Annotated in this window: 23 protein-coding genes; 11 read left to right on the forward strand and 12 right to left on the reverse strand. The window is 60.6% G+C overall.

The genetic code is table 11. The features are described from left to right. Positions 1–84: 84 nt before the first annotated feature. Genes tnpA through C3418_RS16395 form a run of 3 tightly spaced genes read left to right on the forward strand, consistent with a single transcriptional unit; the run spans position 85 to position 3,158 of the window. Positions 85–489: an IS200/IS605 family transposase gene (tnpA, locus tag C3418_RS16385; RefSeq protein WP_103858894.1), complete on the forward strand. Its 405-nt coding sequence runs from the start codon at positions 85–87 to the stop codon at positions 487–489. Positions 490–547: 58 nt separating this feature from the next. Next, entirely contained in the window at positions 548–1,696 is a 1,149-nt protein-coding gene (gene ascF / locus C3418_RS16390) for a PTS cellobiose/arbutin/salicin transporter subunit IIBC (RefSeq protein ID WP_223917043.1), read from the forward strand. 31 nt (positions 1,697–1,727) lie between these two features. Then, the gene (locus tag C3418_RS16395) at positions 1,728–3,158 is read left to right on the forward strand and encodes a 6-phospho-beta-glucosidase (protein WP_069785464.1); all 1,431 of its coding nucleotides are present in this window, start codon (positions 1,728–1,730) and stop codon (positions 3,156–3,158) included. Positions 3,159–3,260: 102 nt separating this feature from the next. Here C3418_RS16395 and purF read toward each other — a convergent pair whose 3' ends face one another. From purF to lrp, 7 genes are all read right to left on the reverse strand, one after another. Next, positions 3,261–4,781 carry an amidophosphoribosyltransferase gene (gene purF, locus C3418_RS16400; protein ID WP_069785463.1) on the reverse strand — a complete coding sequence of 507 codons (1,521 nt, stop codon included), beginning with the start codon at positions 4,779–4,781 and terminating at the stop codon, positions 3,261–3,263. Positions 4,782–4,799: 18 nt separating this feature from the next. Then, positions 4,800–5,291, reverse strand: a complete 492-nt coding sequence (locus tag C3418_RS16405; RefSeq protein WP_010674522.1) for a CvpA family protein — start codon at positions 5,289–5,291, stop codon at positions 4,800–4,802. 175 nt (positions 5,292–5,466) lie between these two features. After that, a complete protein-coding gene (gene serS / locus C3418_RS16410) occupies positions 5,467–6,762 on the reverse strand; it encodes a serine--tRNA ligase (RefSeq protein WP_010674521.1) in 1,296 nt (431 codons plus the stop codon). 280 nt (positions 6,763–7,042) lie between these two features. Beyond that, on the reverse strand, positions 7,043–8,380 hold the full coding sequence (locus tag C3418_RS16415; protein ID WP_103858895.1) for a replication-associated recombination protein A: 1,338 nt from the start codon (positions 8,378–8,380) through the stop codon (positions 7,043–7,045). Between the two features lie 67 nt (positions 8,381–8,447). Next, positions 8,448–9,056, reverse strand: coding sequence for an outer membrane lipoprotein chaperone LolA (lolA, locus tag C3418_RS16420; RefSeq protein ID WP_039039163.1), 609 nt, complete (start codon positions 9,054–9,056; stop codon positions 8,448–8,450). Positions 9,057–9,133: 77 nt separating this feature from the next. Beyond that, complete coding sequence (locus C3418_RS16425) at positions 9,134–11,638, reverse strand: DNA translocase FtsK (protein ID WP_041211364.1); 2,505 nt, start codon at positions 11,636–11,638, stop codon at positions 9,134–9,136. Between the two features lie 189 nt (positions 11,639–11,827). Next, positions 11,828–12,319, reverse strand: a complete 492-nt coding sequence (lrp, locus tag C3418_RS16430; RefSeq protein WP_005300047.1) for a leucine-responsive transcriptional regulator Lrp — start codon at positions 12,317–12,319, stop codon at positions 11,828–11,830. Positions 12,320–12,469: 150 nt separating this feature from the next. On the opposite strand from lrp, the gene ald reads away from it, so the two are divergent. The 3 genes from ald (at position 12,470) to C3418_RS16445 (ending at position 16,020) form a co-directional block, all read left to right on the forward strand. Further along, entirely contained in the window at positions 12,470–13,585 is a 1,116-nt protein-coding gene (ald, locus tag C3418_RS16435; protein ID WP_103858896.1) for an alanine dehydrogenase, read from the forward strand. A gap of 184 nt (positions 13,586–13,769) precedes the next feature. Then, on the forward strand, positions 13,770–14,720 hold the full coding sequence (gene trxB / locus C3418_RS16440) for a thioredoxin-disulfide reductase (protein ID WP_048207535.1): 951 nt from the start codon (positions 13,770–13,772) through the stop codon (positions 14,718–14,720). A 58-nt stretch (positions 14,721–14,778) separates the two neighbouring features. Beyond that, positions 14,779–16,020, forward strand: a complete 1,242-nt coding sequence (locus tag C3418_RS16445; RefSeq protein ID WP_029314438.1) for a diguanylate cyclase — start codon at positions 14,779–14,781, stop codon at positions 16,018–16,020. A gap of 83 nt (positions 16,021–16,103) precedes the next feature. Here C3418_RS16445 and C3418_RS16450 read toward each other — a convergent pair whose 3' ends face one another. Next, positions 16,104–16,574 (reverse strand): glycine zipper 2TM domain-containing protein, encoded by a 471-nt coding sequence (locus tag C3418_RS16450; protein ID WP_103858897.1) that lies wholly within the window; start codon positions 16,572–16,574, stop codon positions 16,104–16,106. A gap of 17 nt (positions 16,575–16,591) precedes the next feature. Between C3418_RS16450 and aat the strand changes: the two genes are divergently transcribed. The 3 genes from aat to infA all read left to right on the forward strand — a co-directional run bounded on the left by aat (position 16,592) and on the right by infA (position 18,299). Further along, positions 16,592–17,299 carry a leucyl/phenylalanyl-tRNA--protein transferase gene (aat, locus tag C3418_RS16455; RefSeq protein WP_103858899.1) on the forward strand — a complete coding sequence of 236 codons (708 nt, stop codon included), beginning with the start codon at positions 16,592–16,594 and terminating at the stop codon, positions 17,297–17,299. Further along, a complete protein-coding gene (locus C3418_RS16460; RefSeq protein WP_010674512.1) occupies positions 17,296–18,012 on the forward strand; it encodes an arginyltransferase in 717 nt (238 codons plus the stop codon). The genes aat and C3418_RS16460 overlap by 4 nt, the downstream gene beginning before the upstream one ends. Before the next feature lie 68 nt (positions 18,013–18,080). Then, complete coding sequence (gene infA, locus C3418_RS16465) at positions 18,081–18,299, forward strand: translation initiation factor IF-1 (protein ID WP_005300033.1); 219 nt, start codon at positions 18,081–18,083, stop codon at positions 18,297–18,299. A gap of 69 nt (positions 18,300–18,368) precedes the next feature. Here the strand turns inward: infA and clpA are convergent, their stop codons facing one another. Continuing rightward, a complete protein-coding gene (gene clpA / locus C3418_RS16470) occupies positions 18,369–20,621 on the reverse strand; it encodes an ATP-dependent Clp protease ATP-binding subunit ClpA (RefSeq protein WP_010674511.1) in 2,253 nt (750 codons plus the stop codon). A gap of 60 nt (positions 20,622–20,681) precedes the next feature. Next, positions 20,682–20,999, reverse strand: a complete 318-nt coding sequence (gene clpS / locus C3418_RS16475; protein WP_005325410.1) for an ATP-dependent Clp protease adapter ClpS — start codon at positions 20,997–20,999, stop codon at positions 20,682–20,684. A 228-nt stretch (positions 21,000–21,227) separates the two neighbouring features. On the opposite strand from clpS, the gene cspD reads away from it, so the two are divergent. Beyond that, positions 21,228–21,446 (forward strand): cold shock-like protein CspD, encoded by a 219-nt coding sequence (gene cspD, locus C3418_RS16480; RefSeq protein WP_010674510.1) that lies wholly within the window; start codon positions 21,228–21,230, stop codon positions 21,444–21,446. Positions 21,447–21,562: 116 nt separating this feature from the next. On the opposite strand, the gene asd is transcribed toward cspD, so the two are convergent. Continuing rightward, a complete protein-coding gene (gene asd / locus C3418_RS16485; protein ID WP_039039005.1) occupies positions 21,563–22,675 on the reverse strand; it encodes an aspartate-semialdehyde dehydrogenase in 1,113 nt (370 codons plus the stop codon). A gap of 339 nt (positions 22,676–23,014) precedes the next feature. Here asd and sugE point away from each other — a divergent pair, with 339 nt between their 5' ends. After that, positions 23,015–23,329, forward strand: coding sequence for a quaternary ammonium compound efflux SMR transporter SugE (sugE, locus tag C3418_RS16490; protein ID WP_010674508.1), 315 nt, complete (start codon positions 23,015–23,017; stop codon positions 23,327–23,329). Between the two features lie 216 nt (positions 23,330–23,545). On the opposite strand, the gene C3418_RS16495 is transcribed toward sugE, so the two are convergent. Continuing rightward, positions 23,546–24,139 (reverse strand): B3/4 domain-containing protein, encoded by a 594-nt coding sequence (locus tag C3418_RS16495; RefSeq protein ID WP_258040091.1) that lies wholly within the window; start codon positions 24,137–24,139, stop codon positions 23,546–23,548. Between the last annotated feature and the right edge of the window lie 178 nt (positions 24,140–24,317).

Below are 24,317 nucleotides of genomic sequence, written 5' to 3' on the forward strand. Positions count from 1 at the left end.
GAATTTGTAGGCTTTCAGAATTTGCATTTAGCGCTCAGTGTGCAGCATTATTGCCATATCTATTAAGCCCGATTGAGTGACAGAATGCAATTCACTAAAATTAATAAATCACGCCATGCGGCCTACGTTTTGCACGTAAATTTGGTGTTTATCACCAAGTATCGAAAGCCGATATTGGGGGATCTGCATCACGCTTCATTCGGTCAGTGTGCGGCAGAGGTTTGCAGAGGTTTTGGTGCGGAACTGAAAGAGTGTGACGGAGAGGCTGATCATGTTCACATGCTGATAGAGTACGCGCCAACGGTGCAGCTATCGGTACTGGTGAACTCGTTAAAGGCGGTCACATCAAGGCGACTGCGTAATGAATTTCTGGACTTGAGAGGTGCTTACAGCAAACCCGTACTCTGGTCACGCTCTTACTTTGCGGGCTCTTGCGGCGGAGCACCGTTGGAGGTGATCAAGCAATACATTCAAAACCAGCGGGGCTGACGCCCCGGCGAAATTCCCCTCCCACCTACGTCGGAGGGAGTCCCCTTTCGCATTTAAGATGGGCGCCGCCATCCTCGACGCCCTGATCGGCACCATGTCCCCCCTCATCCCGGCCATCATCGGCGGCTCCATGCTCAAGCTGCTGGCCATGGTGCTGGAGATGACCGGCGTACTGGAGAAAGGCTCCTCGACCCTCACCATCCTCACGGTAGCCGGGGATGGGGCCTTCTTCTTCCTGCCCCTGATGGTGGCCGCCTCCGCCGCCGTCAAGTTCAAGACCAACATGTCCCTGGCCATCGCCATCGCCGGGGTGCTGGTGCACCCCAGCTTCATCGAGCTGATGGCCAGAGCCGCCGAAGGGGAGCAGGTGACCTTCGCCCTGGTCCCGGTGACCGCGGTCAAATACACCTACACCGTCATTCCGGCGCTGGTGATGACCTGGTGCCTCTCCTACATCGAGGGCTGGGTCGACCGCATCACCCCGGCGGTCACCAAGAACTTCCTCAAACCCATGCTGATCGTGCTGATCGCGGCCCCCCTCGCCATCCTCTTCATCGGCCCCGTCGGCATCTGGATTGGCACCGCCATCTCCGGCCTGGTCTACACGGTCCACGACTACCTGGGCTGGCTGTCGGTGGCCATCATGGGGGCGCTCTGGCCCCTGCTGGTGATGACCGGCATGCACCGCGTCTTCACCCCGACCATCATCCAGACCATCGCCGAGACCGGCAAGGAAGGCATGGTCATGCCCTCCGAAATCGGCGCCAATCTCTCTCTTGGCGGCTCGTCCCTGGCGGTGGCCTGGCGCACCCGTAACCCGGAACTGCGCCAGACGGCGCTCGCGGCGGCTGCCTCCGCCATCATGGCGGGGATCTCCGAACCCGCGCTCTACGGTGTGGCCCTGCGCCTCAAGCGTCCGCTCATCGCGAGCCTCATCAGCGGCTTTGTCTGCGGTGCCGTCGCCGGCATGGCGGGGCTCGCCAGCCACTCCATGGCCGCCCCCGGGCTCTTTACCAGCGTGCAGTTCTTCGATCCGGCCAACCCCATGACCATCGCCTGGGTGTTCGGCGTGATGGCCCTCTCGGTGGTGCTCTCCTTCGTGCTGACCCTGGTGATGGGGTTCGAGGACATCCCGGTCGAGAGCCCGGCCTCCCGCGCCGAGCCCGTGCAACCCGTCGCCACCAGCCAGGCGCAGGCCGGGCTGTGACACCCCATTCAGACATGACAAGAGGTAACAGATGTCGTTAACAAGATTTCCCGAGGGCTTTCTCTGGGGCGGTGCCCTGGCCGCCAATCAGGCGGAGGGCGGCTATCTCGAGGGGGGCAAGGGGCTGACCACGGTGGACATGATCCCCCATGGCCCGCGCCGCATGGCGGTCAAACTCGGCCAGGAGAAGCGCATCACCCTGCAAGATGACGAGTTCTACCCAAGCCACGGGGCCATCGATTTCTATCACCGCTATCGGGAGGACATCGCCCTGATGGCCGAGATGGGCTTCACCGTGTTTCGCACCTCCATCGCCTGGGCCCGTCTCTACCCCAGGGGGGACGAGCGCGAGCCCAATGCCGAGGGCATCGCCTTCTACCGCGCGGTGTTCGAGGAGTGCAGAAAGTACAACATCGAGCCCCTGGTGACCCTGTGCCACTTCGATGTGCCCATGCACCTGGTGACCGAGTACGGCTCCTGGCGCAACCGCCAGATGGTGGAGTTTTTCACCCGCTACGCCCGCACCTGCTTCGAGCAGTTCGACGGCCTGGTGAAGCACTGGCTCACCTTCAACGAGATCAACATCCTGCTGCACAGCCCCTTCTCCGGGGCGGGGCTGGTGTTCGAGCAAGGGGAGCACCAGGATCAGGTGAAGTATCAGGCCGCCCACCACGAGCTGGTGGCCAGCGCCCTGGCGACCCGGATCGCCCACGAGGTGAACCCGGCCAACCAGGTGGGCTGCATGCTGGCGGGGGGCAACTTCTACCCCTACTCCTGCAAGCCCGCCGACGTCTGGACCGCCCTCCAGAAAGATCGGGAGAACCTCCTCTTCATCGACGTGCAAGCCAGGGGCGCCTATCCGGCCTATGCGCAGAGGGTGTTTCGTGACAAGGGGGTCACCCTGGTGAAGGGGCCGGAAGATGACGAGATCCTCAGGCACACAGTAGATTTCGTCTCCTTCAGCTACTACGCCTCCCGCTGCGCCGCCGCCGACATGAATGCGGGCAACACCAGCGAGGCCAACGTGGTCAAGTCCCTGCGCAATCCCCACATCGAGGTGAGCGAGTGGGGCTGGGGCATCGACCCCCTGGGCCTTCGCATCACCCTCAACACCTTGCACGATCGCTACCAGAAGCCCCTCTTCCTGGTGGAAAACGGCCTGGGGGCAGTGGACGAAGTGAACGAGCAAGGGGAGATAGAGGACGACTACCGCATCGACTACCTGCGCGCCCACATCGAGGCCATGGGGGACGCCATCGAGGACGGCGTGCCCCTGATGGGGTACACCAGCTGGGGCTGCATCGATCTCGTCTCCGCCTCCACCGGCGAGATGAGCAAGCGCTACGGCTTCGTCCACGTGGACAGGGACGACGCCGGCCATGGCACCCTGGCCCGCCGGCGCAAGAAGTCGTTCTGGTGGTACAAGAAGGTGATCGCGAGCAACGGGGAGGATCTGGCCTGAGGACCCTTGTGTGGGTTGTCCAGGCGCTGCGCCGAGTGTACGAATACAAGATGGGGGCCTAGGCCCCCATCTTTTTTCATCGCGCTGGCAATCTGAAAACGTTTAACTGCCTTCGTTGAAGATCTCGAGGTTGCTGGTCCCTTCCTGCCACTCGCGCACCGCCTTGTTGTCGTCGCTGCGCAGGGCATTGAGGTGGTCCAGATAACCCTGATCCACGTCGGAGGTGACGTAGTGGCCGTTGAAGACCGAGGTCTCGAAGTGGCGCAGCTCGGGGTTGATCTCCCGCACCGCCTCTTCCAGATCTTCCAGATCCTGGAAGATGAGGCCGTCAGCACCGATAAGCTTGCACACCTCTTCCACTTCACGGCCATGGGCAATGAGCTCGTTGGCGGTGGGCATGTCGATGCCGTAGACGTTGGGGAAGCGAATTTCCGGCGCGGCCGAGGCGAAGTAGACCTTGTCGGCCCCCGCTTCACGGGCCATCTGGATGATCTGCTCGGAGGTGGTGCCCCGCACGATGGAGTCGTCCACCAGCAACACCTTCTTGCCCTTGAATTCGGAGCTGATGGCGTTGAGCTTGCGGCGCACCGACTTCTTGCGCTGGGTCTGGCCCGGCATGATGAAGGTACGGCCGATGTAGCGGTTCTTCACGAAGCCCTGACGGTACGGCAGGCCCAGGGTGTGGGCGATTTCCAGCGCCACGTCGCAGGAGGTCTCGGGGATGGGGATGACCACGTCCACGTCGAGATCATCCCACTCCCGTGCGATCTTCTGGCCCAGCTTGCGACCCATGTTGAGGCGGGCGGCATAGACGGAGACCTTGTCGATGAAGGAGTCGGGGCGGGCGAAGTAGACGTATTCGAAGATGCAGGGGTTCATCTGCGGGTTCTCCGCACACTGCTCGGAGAAGAGCTGGCCCTGCTCGGTGATGTAGATGGCCTCGCCCGGGGCGACGTCACGCACCGTCTCGAAGCCGATGGCGTCGAGGGCCACGCTCTCGGAGGCGAGCATGTACTCCACCTGCCCCTGCTCGTCGACCCGGCGACCCAGGATCAGCGGGCGAATGCCGTTCGGGTCACGGAACCCGATGAGGCCGTGGCCGATCACCAGAGAGACCACGGCATAGGCGCCGCGGATCTGCTGGTGCACCTTGCGCACCGCCGAGAAGATATCTTCCGGGCGCAGCGCCATCTTGTCGCACAAGTCCAGCTCGTGGGCCAGCACGTTCAACAGCACTTCGGAGTCCGAGGTGGTGTTGATGTGGCGGCGGGCCACCTTGAACTGCTGCTCCTTGAGCTCCTTGGCGTTGGTGAGGTTGCCGTTGTGGGCCAGCACCATGCCGTAGGGGGAGTTCACGTAAAACGGCTGCGCCTCTGCCGCACTGGAGCTGCCTGCGGTGGGATAACGGACGTGTCCGATGCCGATATTCCCTTTCAGGCGCTGCATGTGGCGCACTTCAAACACATCCTTCACCAGACCGTTGGCCTTGCGTTGCCGGAAGTTTCCACTGTCAATGGTCACGATCCCGGCGGCATCCTGTCCCCTGTGCTGCAACACCGTCAAGGCGTCGTAGAGGGCCTGATTGACGGGGGTGGTGCCAACTATACCGACAATACCGCACATGTCTTTGCTACCTCGAAGTCACTGTACCTGTTGAAGAAAACTGGACGAGTTCATCATGAACCCGAAAAACCACTGGATCACCGGCTTGAACTCCGGCACCAGCCTGGACGCCACCCACCAGTCGCTCTGGGAGAGGCTGGTGAAGGTATCCATGAAAAACAACAGGGCGCTGACGATCAGCACCCCGCGAATGGCGCCAAAACAGACCCCGAGCACCCTGTCGGTGCCGGAAAGCCCGGTCTTTTCCACCAGCAGGCCCACCACGTAGTTCACCACGCTCCCCAGGATCAGGGTCGCCACGAACAGGGCGGCGATGGCCAGACCGTTGCGAACCATGGCATCGGAAAAAGAGGTGAAATAGACGGCGAGATCGGGATAGAAATGGCTGGCAATGAAAAAGGCGACGAACCAGGTGACCAGAGACATGGCCTCCTTGAGAAAGCCGCGCACCAGGCTGATGAGGGCGGAGAAACCGACGATGCCGATGATGGCGTAATCAATCCAGACCATAGAAAAAGATGTCCTGCGAAATTGCGGCGCAGTCTAACAAAAACGATTGCGCAATGCTTGATAAAATTGTGTTACAGGCCCGAAGGGAGCTATCCCTTCCCCTTGCGGCGGGTTTCCCGGGCCCAGAATGCACAACGCCATGGCATGCCATGGCGTTGTCGTCTGCAACGAGCGCTTACCCGATGTGGGTCAGGCCGCCCATGTAGGATTGCAGCGCAGCCGGGATGGCGATGCGGCCATCTGCCTGCTGGTAGTTCTCGAGCACGGCCACCAGGGTACGACCCACCGCCAGACCGGAACCATTCAGGGTGTGAATGAGCTGCGGCTTGCCGTCGATGCGCACGCGAGCCTGCATGCGGCGCGCCTGGAAGTCGGTGCAGTTGGAAACGGAGGAGATCTCGCGATAGGTGTTCTGGGCCGGCAGCCACACTTCCAGATCGTAGGTCTTGGCGGCGCAGAAGCCCATGTCACCGGTGGAAAGCGCCATCACGCGATACGGCAGCTCCAGCAGTTGTAGCACCTTCTCGGCGTGACCCACCATCTCTTCCAGGGCATCCCAGGATTTTTCCGGGTGCACCAGTTGCACCATCTCGACCTTGTCGAACTGGTGCATACGGATGAGGCCACGGGTATCACGACCGTAGGAGCCCGCTTCGGAGCGGAAGCAGGGGCTGTGGGCGGTCATCTTGATGGGCAGCTCCTGCTCGTCGAAGATCTCGTCACGGGCCATGTTGGTGAGCGGCACTTCGGAGGTCGGGATGAGGGAGAACTTGCGCACCTTGCCTTCGTCTTCCCCTTCCCCTTCGATGCCGGTATTGAAGAGATCCTGGGAGAACTTGGGCAGCTGGCCGGTGCCGTACAGGCTGTCCGGGTTGACCAGATAGGGCACGTAGCACTCGGTGTAGCCGTGCTGCAGGGTGTGCAGGTCCAGCATGAACTGGGCCAGGGCGCGGTGCAGACGGGCAATCTGGCCCTTCATGACCACGAAACGGGCGCCGGAGAGCTTGACGCCGTTCTTGAAGTCGACCCCCTTGGCCGCCTCACCCAGATCGATGTGATCGCGTACCGGGAAATCGAACTCACGCGGGGTACCCCAGCGGCGGACCTCCACGTTGTCGTTCTCGTCACGGCCCACCGGGGCGGTCTCGCTCGGCAGGTTGGGGATGGCGTCGGCGATCCCCTTGAGCTGGGCCAGCAGGGCCTCCAGCTCGACCTTGCTGGTCTCGAGCTCGTCGTTGATCTTGGTCACCTCGGCCTTGAGGGGGGCAACATCTTCACCACGACGGGCAGCCTCACCGATGGACTTGGAGCGGGCGTTGCGCTCGGCCTGCAGCTCCTGGGTGCGGGACTGCAGATCCTTGCGTTTCTCTTCCAGAACATTGACCGCCGCTACGTCCAGAACGTAGCCACGTGTCGCCAGACGAGCGGCAGCTTCGGTGATGTCGCTGCGCAGATATTTGGGATCCAGCATGGTTTACCTACTTTTTTTAATGGGATCTGGGCCCGGGTCATCGTGACCGGGTTGGGAAACAGATCCGGAAGTTAACATCGGTTGGCGCACCCCTTTGCCTTCGGAATCGGGCCTTCGAAATCAAGAAGATGGTGCAAGGCCAAGACAACCGGGGTCAGACGGGCAGTGTAGCAGACCGCCCCCCCGCCCGAACAGGGACTATTACGCCCGTTTTTGCCGGGCCCCCCTCCCCTGATGCCTTTGCCGTGCGCTTTCCGGGCAAGGGGCTTGAAGGTCTTTCCTATCGCTTGCGCGGGCTCTGCTTGTCCAGCTCGTGCAGATAGTCGAGCTTCTGGGCTATCTGCTTCTCAAGCCCCCGCTCGGTGGGTTGATAGTACTGCTTGCCGGCAAGCTCCGGGGGGAAGTACTGCTCGCCGGCGGCATAGGCCCCCGGCTCGTCGTGGGCGTAGCGATATTCGGCGCCGTAGCCCAGCTCGCTCATCAGCTTGGTCGGTGCATTGCGAAGGTGCGGTGGCACCTCGAAGTCCGGCAGGTTCTTGGCGTCGTGAAGCGCCGCCTTCCAGGCGGTGTAGACCGCATTGCTCTTGGGGGCGCAGGCGAGGTAGACGATGGCCTGGGCGATGGCCCGCTCCCCTTCCGCCGGGCCGATGCGATGGAAGCAGTCCCAGGCCGAGAGCGCCACCTGCATGGCACGGGGATCGGCGTTGCCCACGTCTTCCGAGGCAATCGCCAGCAAGCGGCGGGCGATGTAGAGGGGATCGCAGCCGGCGCTCACCATGCGGGCATACCAGTAGAGGGCCGCATCCGGTGCCGAGCCGCGAATGGACTTGTGCACCGCCGAGATGAGGTCGTAAAAGTGATCGCCGCCCTTGTCGAAACGGGCCACGTGCTCCCCCACCACGGCGGCGAGCAGGGTACTGTCGATCACTCGCGCCCCTGAGCTGTCGGCCTCGGCCATGTCGGCCAGGAGCTCCAGATAGTTCAGAGACTTGCGCCCGTCTCCATCCACGGCTTTCGCCAGCGCCTCCTTGGCCCCGGGGGCAAAGCGCAGGCTAGGGTCATTGAGCCCGCGCGGGTCCTGCATCGCCTGATCGATCATGGCGAGGATATCCTGCTCCTCCAGCCTCTTGAGCAGATAGAGCCGGGCCCGGGAGAGCAGCGCGTTGTTGAGCTCGAACGAGGGGTTCTCGGTGGTGGCGCCGATGAAGGTGATGGTGCCGTCTTCGATGTGGGGCAGGAAGACATCCTGCTGGCTCTTGTTGAAACGGTGGACTTCATCCACGAACAGGATGGTGCGCACCCCGCGCCAGCCGTTCTCCTTCGCCTTGTCGAGGGCCGCGCGGATCTCCTTGATGCCGGAGGTGACCGCCGAGAGCCGCTCCACCTCCGCCTGGCAGTAGTGGGCAACCAGTTCTGCCAGCGTGGTCTTGCCGGTGCCGGGGGGGCCCCAGAGGATCATGGAGTGGCAGTGCCCCGCCAGGATCGCTTTTCGCAGGGGCTTGTCCGGCCCCAGGATATGCTGCTGGCCGATGTACTGCTCGAGGGTTTGCGGCCGCATCCGGGCCGCAAGCGGACGAAAGTCCGAGGAGAAATCCAGGGATAAATTGCTCATCTGCATTGACCTTGCATCTGATCGGTCATAAACAACACCCGGTCAGACGATAACGCCGGTAACGGCTGGCTCATCAGCGCTGGTCGTCCAACTCGACCCCCTTCGGGATCTTGAAGACAAATTCGTTGCCCTTGAGCACCGGCTTGCGGTTGAAGCTGCTCAGGGTGAACTCGCTCCACTGGCCCTGGGCCTCTTTCACGTCGAAGCGACTGATGTTGTTCTGACGGTCGAAGGTGATGCGAAAGGAGGCGATCAGCTCGTCCTTGTTGCGGCTGGTGACGGTATAGACATCCCCTTCCTGGGTCACGTCATAGTTCTTCCAGAGGCTGTTGTCGTTGCCCGCGATGAGCACGAAGGGGGTGTTGAGCACCGCATCCTTCATCTTGAGGGCGGTGACCTGCTCGACGAAGGGATCGTACACCCACACATCCTTGCCATCGGCCACGATCAGGCTCTCGTCCGGGGAGGTAGTGTGCCAGTTGAAGCGGTTGGGTCGCTGCACCAGCAGGGAGCCGCTCGCCTTTTGCAGCTCCTTGCCCTTGCTGTCATAAACGGTCTGGGCAAACGTCGCGGAGAAGACATTGACGGAGGAGAGCTTCTCCTTGAGATCGCTGGCCGCATCGGCCCATACCTGGCTGCTGGCGACCAGCAGAATGGAACCCATCAACAGTTGTTTTTTCATCAGGCTCTTCATAGGGAGGTTCTCGATAAAAGGCCACGCCCGCAAAGGGCATGGCCAGAATGATACAGGAGTTAGGCTTAGTCACGAACCGGCGGCGGTGCCAGCACGTCGCGCTGGCCGTTGCCACCCGGGGCGCTGACGATGCCCTGGTTTTCCATCTGCTCGATGAGACGGGCCGCCCGGTTGTAACCGATCTTGAACTTGCGCTGGACGCTGGAGGTGGAGCCACGGCGGGATTCCACCACGAAGGCCACCGCCTCGTCGAACAGGGGATCGAGCTCTTCATCGCCGCCCCCGCCGAAGTCGCCACCGCCGCCCTCGCCGTCCGACTCGCCGGAGAGGATCTCGTCGATGTAATCCGGCTCGCCACGCAGTTTCCAGTCCGCCACCACCTTGTGTACCTCGTGGTCATCGACGAAGGCACCGTGGACACGGGTGGGGTTGGAGGTGCCGGCAGGCATGTAGAGCATGTCACCCATGCCGAGCAGGGATTCGGCGCCCCCCTGGTCCAGGATGGTGCGCGAATCGATCTTGCTCGACACCTGGAAGGAGATACGGGTCGGGATGTTGGCCTTGATGAGACCGGTAATGACATCCACCGACGGACGCTGGGTCGCGAGGATAAGGTGAATACCGGCCGCCCGTGCCTTCTGGGCGATACGGGCGATAAGCTCCTCCACCTTCTTGCCGACGATCATCATCATGTCGGCGAACTCGTCCACCACCACCACGATGTGGGGCAGTTTTTCCAGCTCCGGCGGCATCTGATCCATGGAGTCACCCGGACGCCACAGGGGGTCGACCAAGGGATCCCCCGCCTCGATGGCGGCCAACACCTTGTCGTTGTACCCCTTGAGGTTGCGCACCCCGACCGCGGACATCAGCTTGTAACGACGCTCCATCTCGCCTACGCACCAGCGCAGGGCGTTGGCGGCATCCTTCATGTCGGTGACCACCTCGGTCAGCAGATGCGGAATGCCTTCATAGACCGAGAGCTCCAGCATCTTGGGGTCGATCATGATGAAGCGCAGATCCTCGGGGGAGGATTTGTAGAGCATGGAGATGATCATGGTGTTCACCCCCACCGACTTGCCCGAGCCCGTGGTACCGGCCACCAGCAGGTGGGGCATCTTGGCGAGGTTCACCACCACGGGTTCCCCCGCGATGTCCTGACCCAGCCCCATGGTGAGCGGATTGCGGCTGGCCGCGAACGCCTCGCAGTCGAGGGTCTCCCGCAGGTAGACGGTCTGGCGTACCCGGTTGGGCAGCTCGATCCCGACGAACGTCTTGCCCGGGATCACTTCCACCACCCGCACGCTGCTGGCAGAGAGAGAACGGGCGAGATCCCGGGAAAGATTGGTGATCTTGCTCGCCTTCATGCCCGGCGCCAGGTCCAGTTCGAAGCGGGTAATGACGGGACCGGGATAGACGCCCACCACCTTGGCCTGCACGTTGTAATCGGCGAGCTTCGCCTCCACCAGCCGGCCCATGCGCTCCAGCTCGTCCTTGCTCATCATCTGGGTCTTGGCGGGCGGCCTGTCCAGCAGATCGATGCTCGGTAAAGGGGCCAGACCGGGCTGGGGACGGCGCTTGGCTTTCACCGGCGCAGCGGCAACGGGAGCATCGGGTTCGTCATCCCCCTCCGCCCAGGGCAAGTCGAGGTCATCTTCTTCCTGGCGCACGGCGGGACGCGGACGGCCATTGGCCACGCGCTTGCCCTTGGCGGCAGGCGCCGGAGCCTCGTCCTCTTCGTCGTCAAACTGCGGATCGAACTGGAAGGTGTCTTCGTCAAGCTCCGGCAGCCATTCGTCAGCTTTTGTCTTTTGAGCGCGATTCTTCGCCTTGGGGTTGCGTGTCCAGCTGCCGTGGGGGTCTTCGTCATCCTCTTCCTGATCGAAGCTGCCCACGCCCCCTTCCAGCAGGGGATCCGGCCCCTCATAGCGGGGCTGGCGCCAGCCACCGGTGAGCCAGCGGCCCAGGGTGGTGGGGAAATGGTAGATGGCGCTGACTGAGCCGGTGCAGGCGGCACCGATGCGCTCGACAATGGTGAGCCAGGACCAGCCGGTAAAGAGGGTGATGCCGGTCGCCACGAAGCAGAGCAGCATCAGGTTGGCCCCCACGCCGCCAAACAGCGGCACCACGGCGGAGGCGATCACATCCCCCACCAGGCCGCCGGCGGAAAAGTTCTGCAAGTCGTTGAAATTCATGCTGGCGATGGCGGACATGCCAAGCACCGTCAGCACGAAGCCGATGATCCGTACCGACAGGGTGAGGTAATCCACTTCCAGCAGCTTGCTCGGGCGCCAGAACAGGCTCCAGCCAAGCAGCACCACCAGAGGGGGCACCAGATAGGAGAAGGCCCCGAAGGTAAACATGGTGATGTCGGCGAGCCAGGCACCGGCGCTGCCCGCGAGGTTTTTCACCTCCCCTTGCCAGGAGGTTTGCGACCAGCCGGGATCGGCGGGATGGTAGGTCAGCAGGGCAAGCAAAAGATAGGCAGCCATCAGGGTGATGGCGATCAAGACGGCCTCGAAGATCCGTTGTGTACCTGATAAAGGAGTAAACAGCTTTTTATCGGCCAAACTCCGGCTCCTTTGTGAAAACATGAATGCGGGGATAGGGGGCCTAGTATCCCTGAAAAGCCCACCGATTGTCAGCCAGTGCCTGAGGGCGGGCCTGAAACTCTCTATAAGAAGAAACGAGCGGACCGGCCGCTCGTTTCTGACTATCGTGACTCGTCATGGAACTTGCAAGTCACAGCACAACCCCGCTTATCGGGTGCTGATCACCAGACGACTGCTCTGTTTGACCTCTTCCATCACCACGTAGGTGCGGGTGTCGTTCACGCCCGGCAGACGCAGCAGGGTTTCACCCAGCAGGCGGCGGTAAGCGGACATGTCGCTGACGCGGGTCTTGAGCAGATAGTCGAAATCACCGGACACCAGATGGCACTCCTGGATCTCTTCGAGCACCTGAACAGCCTTGTTGAACTGCTCGAACACATCGGGGGCGCCACGATTGAGGGTAATTTCCACGAACACCAGCAGAGACGCGTCCAGATAATGAGGGTTCAGAATGGCGGCATATCCTTCGATATACCCTTGTCGCTCCAGGCGACGAACCCGTTCCAGACACGGTGTGGGACTCAGGCCAACTCGTTTGGACAACTCAACGTTCGAAATCCTGCCATCCTTTTGCAGTTCATTCAGAATGTTGCGGTCAATCCTGTCCAAATCCTTTAGCCGACTCTTAGCTTCCATCATTTAATTCCATCCTTTGGCTATTTTTTGGTAAGAATCACCAGTCACTTTATAATAATGGTCACAAATCCTGTCAATACCTGAATATACTAGGCGCAAATGTCGCTTAACATCTAGGCAACATAAACCACCAATCGATAGACGAGGGATAGCATGATTATCGGTGTACCTAAGGAAATAAAAAACCATGAATATCGCGTAGGCATGGTTCCGGCCAGTGTACGTGAACTGACAGCACGAAACCATACTGTTTTCGTCCAAAGCGGCGCAGGAAATGGCATTGGGTTCAGTGACGCAGATTATCTGGCTGCCGGAGCCGAGATCCTGGCATCCGCTGCCGAAGTTTTCGCCAAGGCGGAGATGGTCGTCAAGGTCAAGGAACCCCAGGCAGTGGAACGGGCCATGCTGCGTCCCGGCCAGACCCTCTTTACCTATCTGCATCTGGCGCCGGACCTGGCCCAGACCCAGGATCTCATCGACAGTGGTGCCGTCTGCATCGCCTATGAAACCGTCACGGACGGTCGTGGCGGTCTGCCCCTGCTGGCCCCCATGTCGGAAGTGGCCGGACGCATGTCTATTCAGGCCGGTGCCCAGGCACTGGAGAAATCCCGTGGCGGCAGCGGCGTGCTGCTCGGCGGTGTGCCCGGTGTGGAACCGGCCAAGGTGGTGATCATCGGTGGTGGTGTGGTGGGCTCCAACGCAGCCCGCATGGCCGTCGGCCTGCGTGCCGACGTCACCATCCTCGACAACAACGTCGATACCCTGCGCCGTCTCGACAGCGAGTTCCAAGGGGCTGCCAAGGTGGTCCACTCCAACCGCGAGACCCTGGAGCGCCATCTGCTGGCGGCGGACCTGGTCATCGGCGGCGTGCTGGTGCCTGGCGCCACTGCGCCAAAACTTGTCAGCCGTGACCACATTGCTCGCATGAAACCCGGTGCTGCCATCGTGGACGTGGCCATCGACCAGGGCGGCTGTGTCGAGACCTCCCATGCCACCACCCATGAAGATCCCACCTTCATCGTCGACGAGGTGGTGCACTACTGCGTGGCCAACATGCCGGGTGCCGTGGCGCGGACCTCTACCGTGGCCCTGAACAACGCCACCCTCCCCTTCATCATCAAGCTGGCCGAACAGGGCTATCGCAACGCACTGCTCGCCGATCCCCACCTGTTGCACGGCCTGAACGTGATGGCGGGCAAAATCACCTGCAAGGAGGTTGCCGTGGCCCACAACCTGGCTTACACGGATCCCCTGACCCTGCTGAACTGATCGCGTCCCTGCAAAGGGAGGTAGATGAGTGAAAATCCGCCCGCGATGGGCGGTTTTTTTTATGCCTGCCATCCCCGGCTCACCCCACTTGTTGGCGATTGCCCCAATCGATGCGCTGGCCTTTGACCCCGGATCACGAATTACCTACAATCGCGCAAACTCATCACGTCTCGGAAATCACATCATGAGCCAAGTCACTCACAGCAAACTGCTGATCCTGGGATCCGGTCCGGCAGGTTACACTGCGGCCGTCTATGCCGCTCGCGCCAACCTCAATCCCCTGCTTATCACCGGTATGCAGCAAGGTGGTCAGCTGACCACCACCACCGAAGTGGAAAACTGGCCAGGGGACGCGGAAGGGCTGACCGGCCCGGCCCTGATGGAGCGCATGAAAGAGCATGCAGAGAAGTTCGATACCCGCATCCTCTTTGATCACATCAATGAAGTGACGCTGACCGAGCGTCCCTTCCGCCTCAAGGGCGACAACGGTGAATACACCTGCGATGCGCTGATCCTCGCCACCGGCGCCTCCGCCAAATACCTGGGTCTGCCCTCCGAAGAGGCTTTCAAGGGCCGCGGCGTCTCCGCCTGCGCCACCTGTGACGGCTTCTTCTACCGCAATCAGGAAGTGGCCGTGGTCGGCGGCGGCAACACCGCCGTGGAAGAGGCACTCTATCTGGCCAACATCGCCAAAAAAGTGCACCTCATCCATCGCCGCGACGAGTTCCGCGCCGAGAAGATCCTGATCAAGCGCCTCAACGACAAGGTCGAGAGCGGCCATATCGTCCTGCACACCCATCAGACCCTGGACGAAGTTCTGGGTGACGACATGGGCGTCACCGGCGTGCGCCTGCGCAGCACCCGGGATGACACCACCTCCGAGCTGCCGCTGATGGGGGTCTTCATCGCCATCGGTCACCAGCCCAACACCCAGATCTTCGAAGGGCAGCTGGCGATGGAAAACGGCTATCTGAAAGTGCGTGGCGGACTGGAAGGGTTCGCAACCCAGACCAGCATCCCGGGCGTGTTCGCCGCCGGCGACGTGGCCGACCACGTCTACCGCCAGGCGATCACCTCCGCAGGGACCGGCTGCATGGCCGCCCTCGATGCTGAGCGATATCTGGACGCACAATAATCGGAAGGATATAAAGGGCATGCCAGTTGGCATGCCCTTTTTTATTGCAAGGAGCAGGATGAAACGAAAAATAATGATAGTGGAAGACAGCCTGACGGTACGCCGCATGCTGACCCAGGCCATTGCGCAACAGACCGGGCTGGAAATCGACGCCTTCGATACCCTTGAAGGGGCTCGCGATTGCCATGGGGAAGATTATGTGGTCGCCTTGGTGGATCTTACCCTGCCGGACGCCCCCGGTGGAGAGGCTGTCAATGTGCTGAGGGAGCGTGGGCTGCCGGTGGTGATCCTGACGGCCGACATCAGCGAAGAGAAGCGGGAAGCCTGGCTGGAGGCCGGGGTGCTGGACTACGTGATGAAGGATTCACGTCACTCCCTGCAATATGCCGTCGGTCTGGTGCACCGCCTCTACCTCAACCAGGCCATCGAAGTCTTGGTGGTCGACGATTCACGCACCTCCCGTCACCGCACCGCGGCCCAGTTGCGCAAGCAGTTGTTGCAGGTGCACGAGGCCAATTCAGCCCGCGATGCGCTGGCGCAGCTCGAGCAGCACCCCGCCATTCGCCTGATGCTGGTGGACTACTACATGCCGGAGATCGACGGCATCAGCCTGGTGCGAATGCTGCGCGAGCGCTACAGCAAGCAGCAGCTCGCCATCATCGGCATCTCGGTGTCGGACAAACACGGCCTCTCGGCACGCTACCTCAAGCAAGGGGCGAATGATTTTCTCAATCAGCCCTTTGAACCCGAGGAGCTGCAGTGCCGGGTCAGCCACAACCTGGAGGCCCTTGAGCAGTTCAACAACATCCAGGAATCGGCCAACCGAGACTACCTGACCGGACTTTACAACAGACGCTACTGGTTCAACGAGGGTCAAAAGTGGTTCGAGGAGCATCAGCGCCATCAGGCGCAGCTCTCCCTGTGCGTGCTCGATGTGGATCACTTCAAGCAGGTCAATGATCACTGGGGGCATGCCATCGGCGATCAGCTGCTCTGTCATCTGGCCAGGCTGCTCACCCAGTTCTTCCCGGATGCCATGATAGCCCGATTCGGTGGTGAAGAATTTGCCCTGATGGTGCCCCACTGCCCCGTTCCCGTGCTGCTCAAGCGACTGGAAGGGCTTCGTCTGCAAATGCGCCAGCAACCGCTGTCCCGGGAGATATCGCTCTTTGTACGCGCCAGTTTCGGCGTCATCAATGTCGGGCGGCTCTCCATGGACGAGGCGCTGAGCGAGGCAGATCGCCAGTTGTATCAGGCAAAGAATACCGGGCGAGACAAGATAGTCTGTCAGGACGTCTGAGCAAGCATCAGCAGAGGCACTCCGTGTAGTACCGCCCGGCGCCCCTTGTGTGGCGGCCGCCGGGTCAATCCCTTCTTCACCGTTCAATAGGTCTTGTCGACCCGCACCCCATCGTTGAAATAGAGGATGCGCACCTTGTCGCCCTGCGCAAAGACCATGGCCGGATCGTAATCCTGGATCACGTTGATGAGCCCGTTCTGCTCGTTGCGGATCAGCAGCTCCACCAGCTTGTTCTCCACCACGCTGCCCCCTGACTGAAACTGCTGCACCGCCGCCGCTCCCGCCAGCGCTCCGACCGCAGTGGCAATCTCCCGCCCGTGCCCACCGCCAAACTGGTTGCCGAGCAGCCCGCCAAGCACAACCCCTCCCAGAGTTTTCCAGCCGGAATGCTCTGATTCCACCATCTGGCGCTGGGTGATGTTGCGCACCGCATCCACCTGGCCGAAGACCACCTGCTCCACCGGACGCGCCGTGTTGCGTTCATACACCGCACTCCAGGCCGGCGCCGTGACAAAGCCAAGCAAGCTGGATACTATCAGGATAATGGCCTTCATCTATGAACCTCTGCCTTATGTCTCGCTATCTTACCGAACTGGATGATGAGCTGTGCTGGTTTCCCTCCCCCAGCCATGCGCTGGAAGAGCCCAACGGGCTGCTCGCGATTGGGGGAGATCTCTCCCCCGCTCGATTGCTGGCAGCTTACCACAGCGGGATCTTTCCGTGGAATGAACCCCATCAGCCACTGCTGTGGTGGTCACCGGACCCCAGGGGAGTCATCGTTCCCGAGGAACTCCACATCGGCCGCAGCCTGCAGAAGTGTTTGCGCCGCACACCCTTCGAGATTTACATCAATCGCGCCTTTGATGACGTCATTGCAGCCTGCGCCGCCCCCCGTCGCACCGCCAGCGGCACCTGGATAAGTGCCCCCATGATCGACGCCTATCGGTGCCTTCATCGCCTCGGTCATGCCCACTCCATCGAAATCTGGCAGGATGATCAGTTGCAGGCAGGTCTCTATGGCCTCTCCCTGGGCCGACTCTTTTGTGGTGAATCCATGTTCAGCCGCATCGACAATGGCGCCAAACTGGCCATGGTGGCCCTCTGTCGCCACTTTGCAGGGCACGGCGGTGCCCTCATCGACTGCCAGATGCAAAACGACTTTCTGGCCACACTGGGCGTTCAGGAGTGGCCAAGGCAGCGCTTTCTGACCACCCTGGCCACCCTGACCCGGCAACCATTGCAAGAGGGATGCTGGCAACCGAGGAGAATCAGCCTATGAGTGAAGAAGTGATCCTCAAGGTCGGGCTGACCCCCAGGCACCCGTGCAGCTACCTCGGTCACGAGCAGGAGCAGTTGCTGGTCCTGATGGACCATGAATTGCTCAACGCCGCCGGGTACGAACGGCTGCTGACGGCAGGATTCCGGCGCAGTGGCAACGACATCTATCGTCCTCACTGCCCCGCCTGCAGCGCCTGCCAATCCTTGCGCATACACAGTGAACGCTTCACCCCGAGCCGTGGGCAGAAACGCATCCGCCAGTTGAACCGAGATCTCGAACTCGTACTGAGCTATGACGACAAGCCCGAGTATTACCAGCTCTATGAACGCTATATCCGTGAACGTCATCGGGATGGCAGCATGTATCCACCGAGCCGGACCCAATACAAGGGATTCCTGCACTGCGACTGGATGCCCCCCCTCTATCTGGAGATGCGCAAGGAGGGACGCCTCATCGGCGTGGCCACCACGGACCTGCTTCCCCACTCTCTGAGCGCCATGTACACCTTCTTCGACCCCGACTATGCCGATCGGTCGCTCGGCACCTTCGCCATCCTGAGCCAGTTGGAACTGGCCAGACGTACCGGTCGTCAGTGGCTCTATCTGGGGTATCTGGTGGAGGAGTGCCGCAAGATGAATTACAAGCGCCAATACCTGCCCCATGAGCTGCTGGTACAGGGCGAATGGAAAAAAATCGACACCAAGCCCGAGTAAACTTTACACATAGCCTTAAATCCGGCATGATCCAGCGGTTTTTTGTTGTGGCTTATCAAGAGGATTCAATGGCTAAAGAAGACAGTATTGAGATGCAGGGTACCATTCTCGAAACCTTGCCCAATACCATGTTCCGTGTGGAACTGGAAAATGGTCACGTGGTTATCGCTCATATTTCCGGCAAGATGCGCAAAAACTACATCCGTATCCTGACTGGGGACAAAGTAACGGTGGCTCTGACTCCGTACGATCTCTCCAAGGGACGTATTGTTTTCCGCTCTCGCTAAGCCAGGAATTCAGCAAAAAACCCCAGCCTCTCGGTTGGGGTTTTTTGTCATTTCCGGCCTTGCTCACAGTCAGTGAGAGACAGCTTCAACGTTGACCTGAAAATCAAAGCTGAGGCTGTTGTTCACCAGCTCGACCTTCACAATGCCGCCATCGACCAGGGAACCGAACAGGATCTCGTTGGCCAGGGGCTTCTTGAGGTGCTCCTGAATGACCCGGCCCATGGGTCTTGCTCCCATTGCCCTGTCATACCCTTTCTCTGCCAACCAGTGGCGCGCCTCTTCAGACACCTCCAGTGAAACGCCCTTGGCATCCAGCTGAACCTGCAGCTCGACGATGAACTTGTCGACCACCTGATGGATCACTCCCATGTCGAGATGGTTGAACCAGATGGTGTGATCGAGCCGGTTGCGGAACTCCGGACTGAACGTCTTGTTGATCACCGCCATGGCATCATGGCTCATGTCCTGCTGCTGGAAGCCGATGGACTTGCGCTGGGTCTCCTGAACCCCTGCGTTGGTGGTCATCACCAGGATCACATTGCGAAAATCTGCCTTGCGCCCGTTGTTGTCCGTCAGGGTACCGTTGTCCATCACCTGCAGCAGCAAGTTGAAGACATCCGGGTGCGCCTTCTCGATCTCGTCAAGCAGCACGACGGAGTGCGGATGCTTGAGGACGGAGTCGGTCAACAGCCCTCCCTGCTCGAATCCCACGTAACCGGGAGGAGCCCCGATCAACCGGGACACGGTATGGCGTTCCATGTATTCCGACATGTCAAATCGCAATACCTCGACCCCGAGCGCCTTGCCCAGTTGCTGGGTCACTTCGGTCTTGCCCACCCCGGTCGGGCCGGCAAACAGGAAGCAGCCCACAGGTCGGCGTTCGTTGCCAAGCCCTGAACGTGACAACCGAATGGCATCGGTCAGCACCTCGATGGCCTTGTCCTGCCCAAACACCACCATCTTGAGATTGCGCTCCAGATTCTTCAGCACCTCCTTGTCGGAGGAGGAGACAGATTTCTCGGGAATACGAGCAATCTTGGCAACAATGGCCTCGATTTCCGGCACATTGATCACCTTCTTGCGCTTGCTGACGGGCAAGAGGCGTTGCCCTGCACCCGCTTCGTCGATGACGTCGATGGCCTTGTCAGGCAGATGGCGATCATTGATGTACTTGGCGGAAAGCTCCACCGCCGCCCGGATCGCCTTGACGGTATAACGCACGCCATGGTGAGACTCATAACGGCTCTTGAGTCCCATCAGAATGCGAGTGGTGTCGTCTACTGTGGGTTCGACGATGTCGATCTTCTGGAAGCGACGAGCCAGAGCCCTGTCCTTCTCGAAGATCTGGGCATATTCCTGGTAGGTGGTGGAGCCCACGCAGCGCAGCAAACCATTGGAGAGCAGCGGTTTGATGAGGTTGGCCGCATCCAGCTGGCCACCGGAAGCCGCACCAGCGCCAATGATGGTGTGGATTTCGTCGATGAAGAGGATGGCCCCTTCCTGACGTTCGATCTGCTTGAGCAGCACCTTGAGGCGCTTCTCGAAGTCACCACGATACTTGGTGCCCGCCAGCAGGGAGCCCATGTCCAGGGAGTAGATGGTGCTACCCGCAATCACCTCGGGCACATCCCCCTTGACGATACGGTAGGCAAGCCCTTCGGCGATGGCGGTCTTGCCCACCCCGGCTTCCCCGACCAGCAAGGGGTTGTTCTTGCGACGGCGGCACAATACCTGAATGGTGCGATTGAGCTCCTGATCACGGCCGATGAGCGGATCGATGCGCCCCTCCAGCACCAGCTGGTTGAGGTTGGTGGCAAAGCTTTCTATCTGGGCAGAGGATACCTCGTCATCAGATTCCGCATTGTTGCCACCACTCTCGGGCTTGTTGTCCTTGCGCACCCCGTGGGACAGGAAGTTCACCACATCCAGGCGGCTTATTTCGGCTTTTTTCAGGAAGTAGGCGGCCTGGGACTCTTGTTCGCTGAAGATGGCGACCAGGACATTGGCACCGCTCACCTCGGTATTGCCGGACGACTGGACATGGAAGACGGCACGTTGCAGCACGCGCTGGAAGCCCAGCGTCGGCTGGGTTTCCCTGTCTTCGTCGTCACGGGGGATGAGCGGGGTCGTTTGATTGATGAAGGCGCGGATCTCTTTGCGCATCTGTTCCACATCCGCACCACATGAACTCAGCGCCTCATGGGCTGAGCTGTTATCCAGCAGGGCCAACAACAGGTGCTCGACGGTCATGAATTCGTGGCGCTCGTCACGGGCCAGCTTGAAAGCCTCGTTCAGCGTCTTTTCTAGATCTTTGTTCAACATAGGCACCTCCCCTCAGTACAGCAACAATGCGGTGTCGTTATCGCCATCAAGTCATCAGATTCAAGCCTTTTCCATGGTACATAGCAGTGGATGTTCGTTGTTACGTGAATAGGTGTTGACCTGGACCACTTTGGTCTCGGCAATCTCGGCGGTAAATGTGCCGCAGACCCCCTTACCACTATAATGCACGCTCAGCATCACCTGAGTGGCCTTCTCCAGATCCATACCAAAGAACCTTTGCAGCACCTCCACCACGAACTCCATCGGTGTGTAGTCGTCGTTGTTCAGGACGACCTTGTACATGGGTGGCGGTTGCAGCTTCGTTTTCTCTGCCTCTGCAATCTCTTCATTAGCAAAGAGTTCTTTCTGCTTGCTCATAGTTGCGCTTTGGTACCTCTAGATTACTACCGTGTCGCTCAAGATTGTCAATAGACTTGTTAACCAGATCACATCGGTTGTTAACAACTTCTTGACTCGCTTAAAAGTTGGACTAGATTGGTTACTTGCTAATCGGCGCCCGTCTGCTACGGGGTCATGCCCTAGTTATATAAGGCTGGCGCAGGTTACTCAACGACTTCAGGGTAATCAATAAAAGGATGTAGATGTATGGCAACCGGAACAGTCAAGTGGTTCAACAACGCAAAAGGATTTGGGTTTATCTGTCCGGAAGGCGGTGGTGAAGACATCTTCGCTCACTACTCCACGATTCAAATGGAAGGTTACAAGACCTTGAAAGCAGGTCAGGCAGTCAACTTTGAACTGCAGCAGGGGCCGAAAGGAAATCATGCCTCTGTCATCGTGCCAAACGAAGCACAGAACATCTAAGAGTCAAACTGGATAAATTAAAAAGCGGCATCCCAAGGGATGCCGCTTTTTTATGGACAGGCACGAAGAGGGGAACAAGAAAGGCCAGGCCTTCCCTGTTCCCTGCTGCAGCTACCTCAGCGGGCCAGCAGGATGTTCAGCATGCGACGCAGCGGCTCGGCGGCGCCCCACAGCAGCTGGTCACCCACGGTAAAGGCGGCCAGGTACTCCGGACCCATATTGAGCTTGCGCAGACGACCCACCGGGATGCTGAGGGTGCCGGTGACGGCAGCCGGGGTCAGCTCGCGGGCGGTGATGTCGCGATCATTCGGGATCACCTTGACCCAGTCGTTGTGGGCGGCCAGCAGGGCTTCGATCTCGGCCAAGGGCACATCTTTTTTCAGCTTGATGGTGAAGGCCTGGCTGTGGCAGCGCAGGGCCCCGATCCGCACGCACAGACCATCCACCGGAATGGCGGCGTTTTCGATACCCAGGATCTTGTTGGTCTCGGCCTGGCCCTTCCACTCTTCACGGCTCTGGCCGTTGTCGAGCTTGGTGTCGATCCAGGGAATGAGGCCACCGGCCAGCGGTACGCCGAAATTGTCCACCGGCAGGGTGCCGGAGCGGGTCTTCTCGGTGATCTTGCGCTCGATGTCGAGGATGGCGGAGGCGGGATCCGCCAGCTCCACCGCCACTTCATCCCGCAGCATGCCCATCTGGGTGACCAGCTCGCGCATGTGGCGGGCACCACCACCGGAGGCCGCCTGATAGGTGGCCACGCTCACCCACTCCACCAGATCGGCCTTGAACAGGCCACCCAGGGCCAGCAGCATCAGGCTGACGGTGCAGTTGCCGCCAACGAAGGTCTTGATGCCGTTGTTCAGGGCGTGTTCGATGACGTCGCCGTTGACCGGATCCAGGATGATGACAGCGTCCTTCTCCATGCGCAGGGAGGAGGCGGCGTCAATCCAGTAGCCCTGCCAGCCGGCGGCTTTCAGACGCGGATAAACATCCTTGGTGTAGTCGCCGCCCTGGGCGGTGATGATGACGTCCTGCGCGGCCAGCGCCTCGAGATCGAAGGCGTCCTGCAAGGTGCCGGCATCGACACCAAAATTGGGGGCGGCCTCACCGGCCTGGGAGGTGGTGAAGAAGGTGGGTTGAATGCGGGCAAAATCCTTCTCTTCCTGCATCCGGCTCATCAAGACCGAACCCACCATGCCACGCCAACCGACCAAACCTACTTTTTTCATAATGTCCTACCCTGGATAGCTGCTTATAGAAATCGTGTGTGGTACCCGTGACCCCTGCCTTGGCGCCAGCCGTTTACAAGGGATTCACAATATATGAGTTGCAAAAAATGCGTCTGTCCACATTACGGATTGTGACGGCGGGCGCAAGTCGAATTGCGCAATATTCTGTGCCATTCGCTGCAATATCCGTCGGCCTGGCCGACCTGCGGGCAGCCGGTTGGCATCCTGCCTCCAGTTGGGGCATCATTGAGACCGACCGGCAGCCCCGCTGCCCCTCGGGGACGGCCCCGAGGCCTCCTGATACGCAGGGACGACCCTGCTTCCTGCGGAATCTGCCTTATGTCGTGGTTGCTCCTGCTGTTGGCCGGCCTGTTCGAGGTCGCCTGGGCCATTGGCCTCAAGTACACCGACGGTTTCAGCCGTCCCCTCCCCACCCTGCTGACCCTGAGTGCCATGGCCGTGAGCGTGCTGCTGCTCGCCATGGCGGTCAAGCAATTGCCCCTTGGCACCGCCTACGCGGTCTGGACCGGTATCGGCGCGGTCGGCACCGTGCTGATGGGGATCTGGCTGTTCAACGAACCGGCCACCCTGGCCCGGGTGCTCTGCCTGCTGCTCATCATCGTCGGCATTCTGGGTCTGAAATTCATCGGTTAGGCGCGCTGAAAGGGCCGGGTACACCGGCCCCGACGTGGCAAACTCCAGGGGGCGATGTCAGCCCGGCGTGTTGCTGTGTTCCTCTGCTTGCTGATGTGTTCGCAGGCGGTGGGTAAAGGCGGGTGGCACAGACGTGACATGGCGAGCAAGATCCGCCCCATGACCGCCCGGGCGAGCATGGGGCGCCTCCTTTTATCTTTTCGTCTGCTCCTTCAATCACTCCACCAGCGTCTGCTCGATGCGGGCCCCAGGCATCATCTGCGTGAGACCGGCAATCAGCCTGTCGCCGGCCTCCCACAAGGCCGTGCGCGACATCGGCGGCAGACACTCCAGAATGAACCACATCCGGGGGGAAGAGAGGCTCAGGCGAGTGCGGATCCCCTGGCGCCAGTTCCAGCGGCGACAGGTGACGCCGAGATCGTCCCGCCACACCACCTCTCCGGGAGCCGGTGCCTCCTGGATTGGCAGCCCTTCTTTGAGGGTGTCAAAGCATTCGCTGCCATCGGCAATCACCAGGCGCGGCGCTCCCACATAGGCCGCCAGATCCTCCCCGCCCACGGGAATGGCATACTCGATGCTGATGGCGTTGTAGAGATCGACCACGGGATCGATGGCGGGCAAGACGCCATCGCGCAGCACCCGCTTGCGCAGTGCCTGGGCCGAGCAGGGCGTGCGGGCAGGCTTGGCGCCAAACCCCTTGAATACCTGATCCCAGGCGGCCAGATGTTCAAGGGCCCAGGGGGCCTCGTCGGTGCCAAGGGCCGCACATGCCCGGGCCAGGGCCCGCTCCCCCACCAGAGTGTCAATCACGGGGGCGGCTTCCACCACGATGCTGAGGGCACAAAAGCCCGGCGCCAACCTCAATGCTGTTCACTTAAGCGGAGCCGCATTGCGATTTACCGGAAAACGGGTCTTTGATATCTTCACCGCCCTGGGTCTCGATGGCCTGGGGCGTTTTTCTATGAACATGACGCCTATGCAGCCCCGC

The sequence above is a fragment of the Aeromonas sp. ASNIH8 genome (genome assembly GCF_002919855.1).
GTDB classification, from domain to species: Bacteria; Pseudomonadota; Gammaproteobacteria; order Enterobacterales; family Aeromonadaceae; genus Aeromonas; species Aeromonas caviae.

Excerpts from the sequence above, each read along its gene's own strand:
- clpA (WP_010674511.1), bottom strand. The coding sequence starts at position 20,621 with ATGTTGAACAAAGATCTAGAAAAGACGCTGAACGAGGCTTTCAAGCTG.
- C3418_RS16460 (WP_010674512.1), top strand. The coding sequence starts at position 17,296 with ATGAGTGAAGAAGTGATCCTCAAGGTCGGGCTGACCCCCAGGCACCCG.
- cspD (WP_010674510.1), top strand. The coding sequence starts at position 21,228 with ATGGCAACCGGAACAGTCAAGTGGTTCAACAACGCAAAAGGATTTGGG.
- asd (WP_039039005.1), bottom strand. The coding sequence starts at position 22,675 with ATGAAAAAAGTAGGTTTGGTCGGTTGGCGTGGCATGGTGGGTTCGGTC.
- aat (WP_103858899.1), top strand. The coding sequence starts at position 16,592 with ATGTCTCGCTATCTTACCGAACTGGATGATGAGCTGTGCTGGTTTCCC.
- ald (WP_103858896.1), top strand. The coding sequence starts at position 12,470 with ATGATTATCGGTGTACCTAAGGAAATAAAAAACCATGAATATCGCGTA.
- C3418_RS16405 (WP_010674522.1), bottom strand. The coding sequence starts at position 5,291 with ATGGTCTGGATTGATTACGCCATCATCGGCATCGTCGGTTTCTCCGCC.
- C3418_RS16450 (WP_103858897.1), bottom strand. The coding sequence starts at position 16,574 with ATGAAGGCCATTATCCTGATAGTATCCAGCTTGCTTGGCTTTGTCACG.
- sugE (WP_010674508.1), top strand. The coding sequence starts at position 23,015 with ATGTCGTGGTTGCTCCTGCTGTTGGCCGGCCTGTTCGAGGTCGCCTGG.
- tnpA (WP_103858894.1), top strand. The coding sequence starts at position 85 with ATGCAATTCACTAAAATTAATAAATCACGCCATGCGGCCTACGTTTTG.
- infA (WP_005300033.1), top strand. The coding sequence starts at position 18,081 with ATGGCTAAAGAAGACAGTATTGAGATGCAGGGTACCATTCTCGAAACC.
- purF (WP_069785463.1), bottom strand. The coding sequence starts at position 4,781 with ATGTGCGGTATTGTCGGTATAGTTGGCACCACCCCCGTCAATCAGGCC.
- lolA (WP_039039163.1), bottom strand. The coding sequence starts at position 9,056 with ATGAAAAAACAACTGTTGATGGGTTCCATTCTGCTGGTCGCCAGCAGC.
- trxB (WP_048207535.1), top strand. The coding sequence starts at position 13,770 with ATGAGCCAAGTCACTCACAGCAAACTGCTGATCCTGGGATCCGGTCCG.
- lrp (WP_005300047.1), bottom strand. The coding sequence starts at position 12,319 with ATGATGGAAGCTAAGAGTCGGCTAAAGGATTTGGACAGGATTGACCGC.
- C3418_RS16445 (WP_029314438.1), top strand. The coding sequence starts at position 14,779 with ATGAAACGAAAAATAATGATAGTGGAAGACAGCCTGACGGTACGCCGC.
- C3418_RS16395 (WP_069785464.1), top strand. The coding sequence starts at position 1,728 with ATGTCGTTAACAAGATTTCCCGAGGGCTTTCTCTGGGGCGGTGCCCTG.
- clpS (WP_005325410.1), bottom strand. The coding sequence starts at position 20,999 with ATGAGCAAGCAGAAAGAACTCTTTGCTAATGAAGAGATTGCAGAGGCA.
- serS (WP_010674521.1), bottom strand. The coding sequence starts at position 6,762 with ATGCTGGATCCCAAATATCTGCGCAGCGACATCACCGAAGCTGCCGCT.
- C3418_RS16415 (WP_103858895.1), bottom strand. The coding sequence starts at position 8,380 with ATGCAGATGAGCAATTTATCCCTGGATTTCTCCTCGGACTTTCGTCCG.
- ascF (WP_223917043.1), top strand. The coding sequence starts at position 548 with ATGGGCGCCGCCATCCTCGACGCCCTGATCGGCACCATGTCCCCCCTC.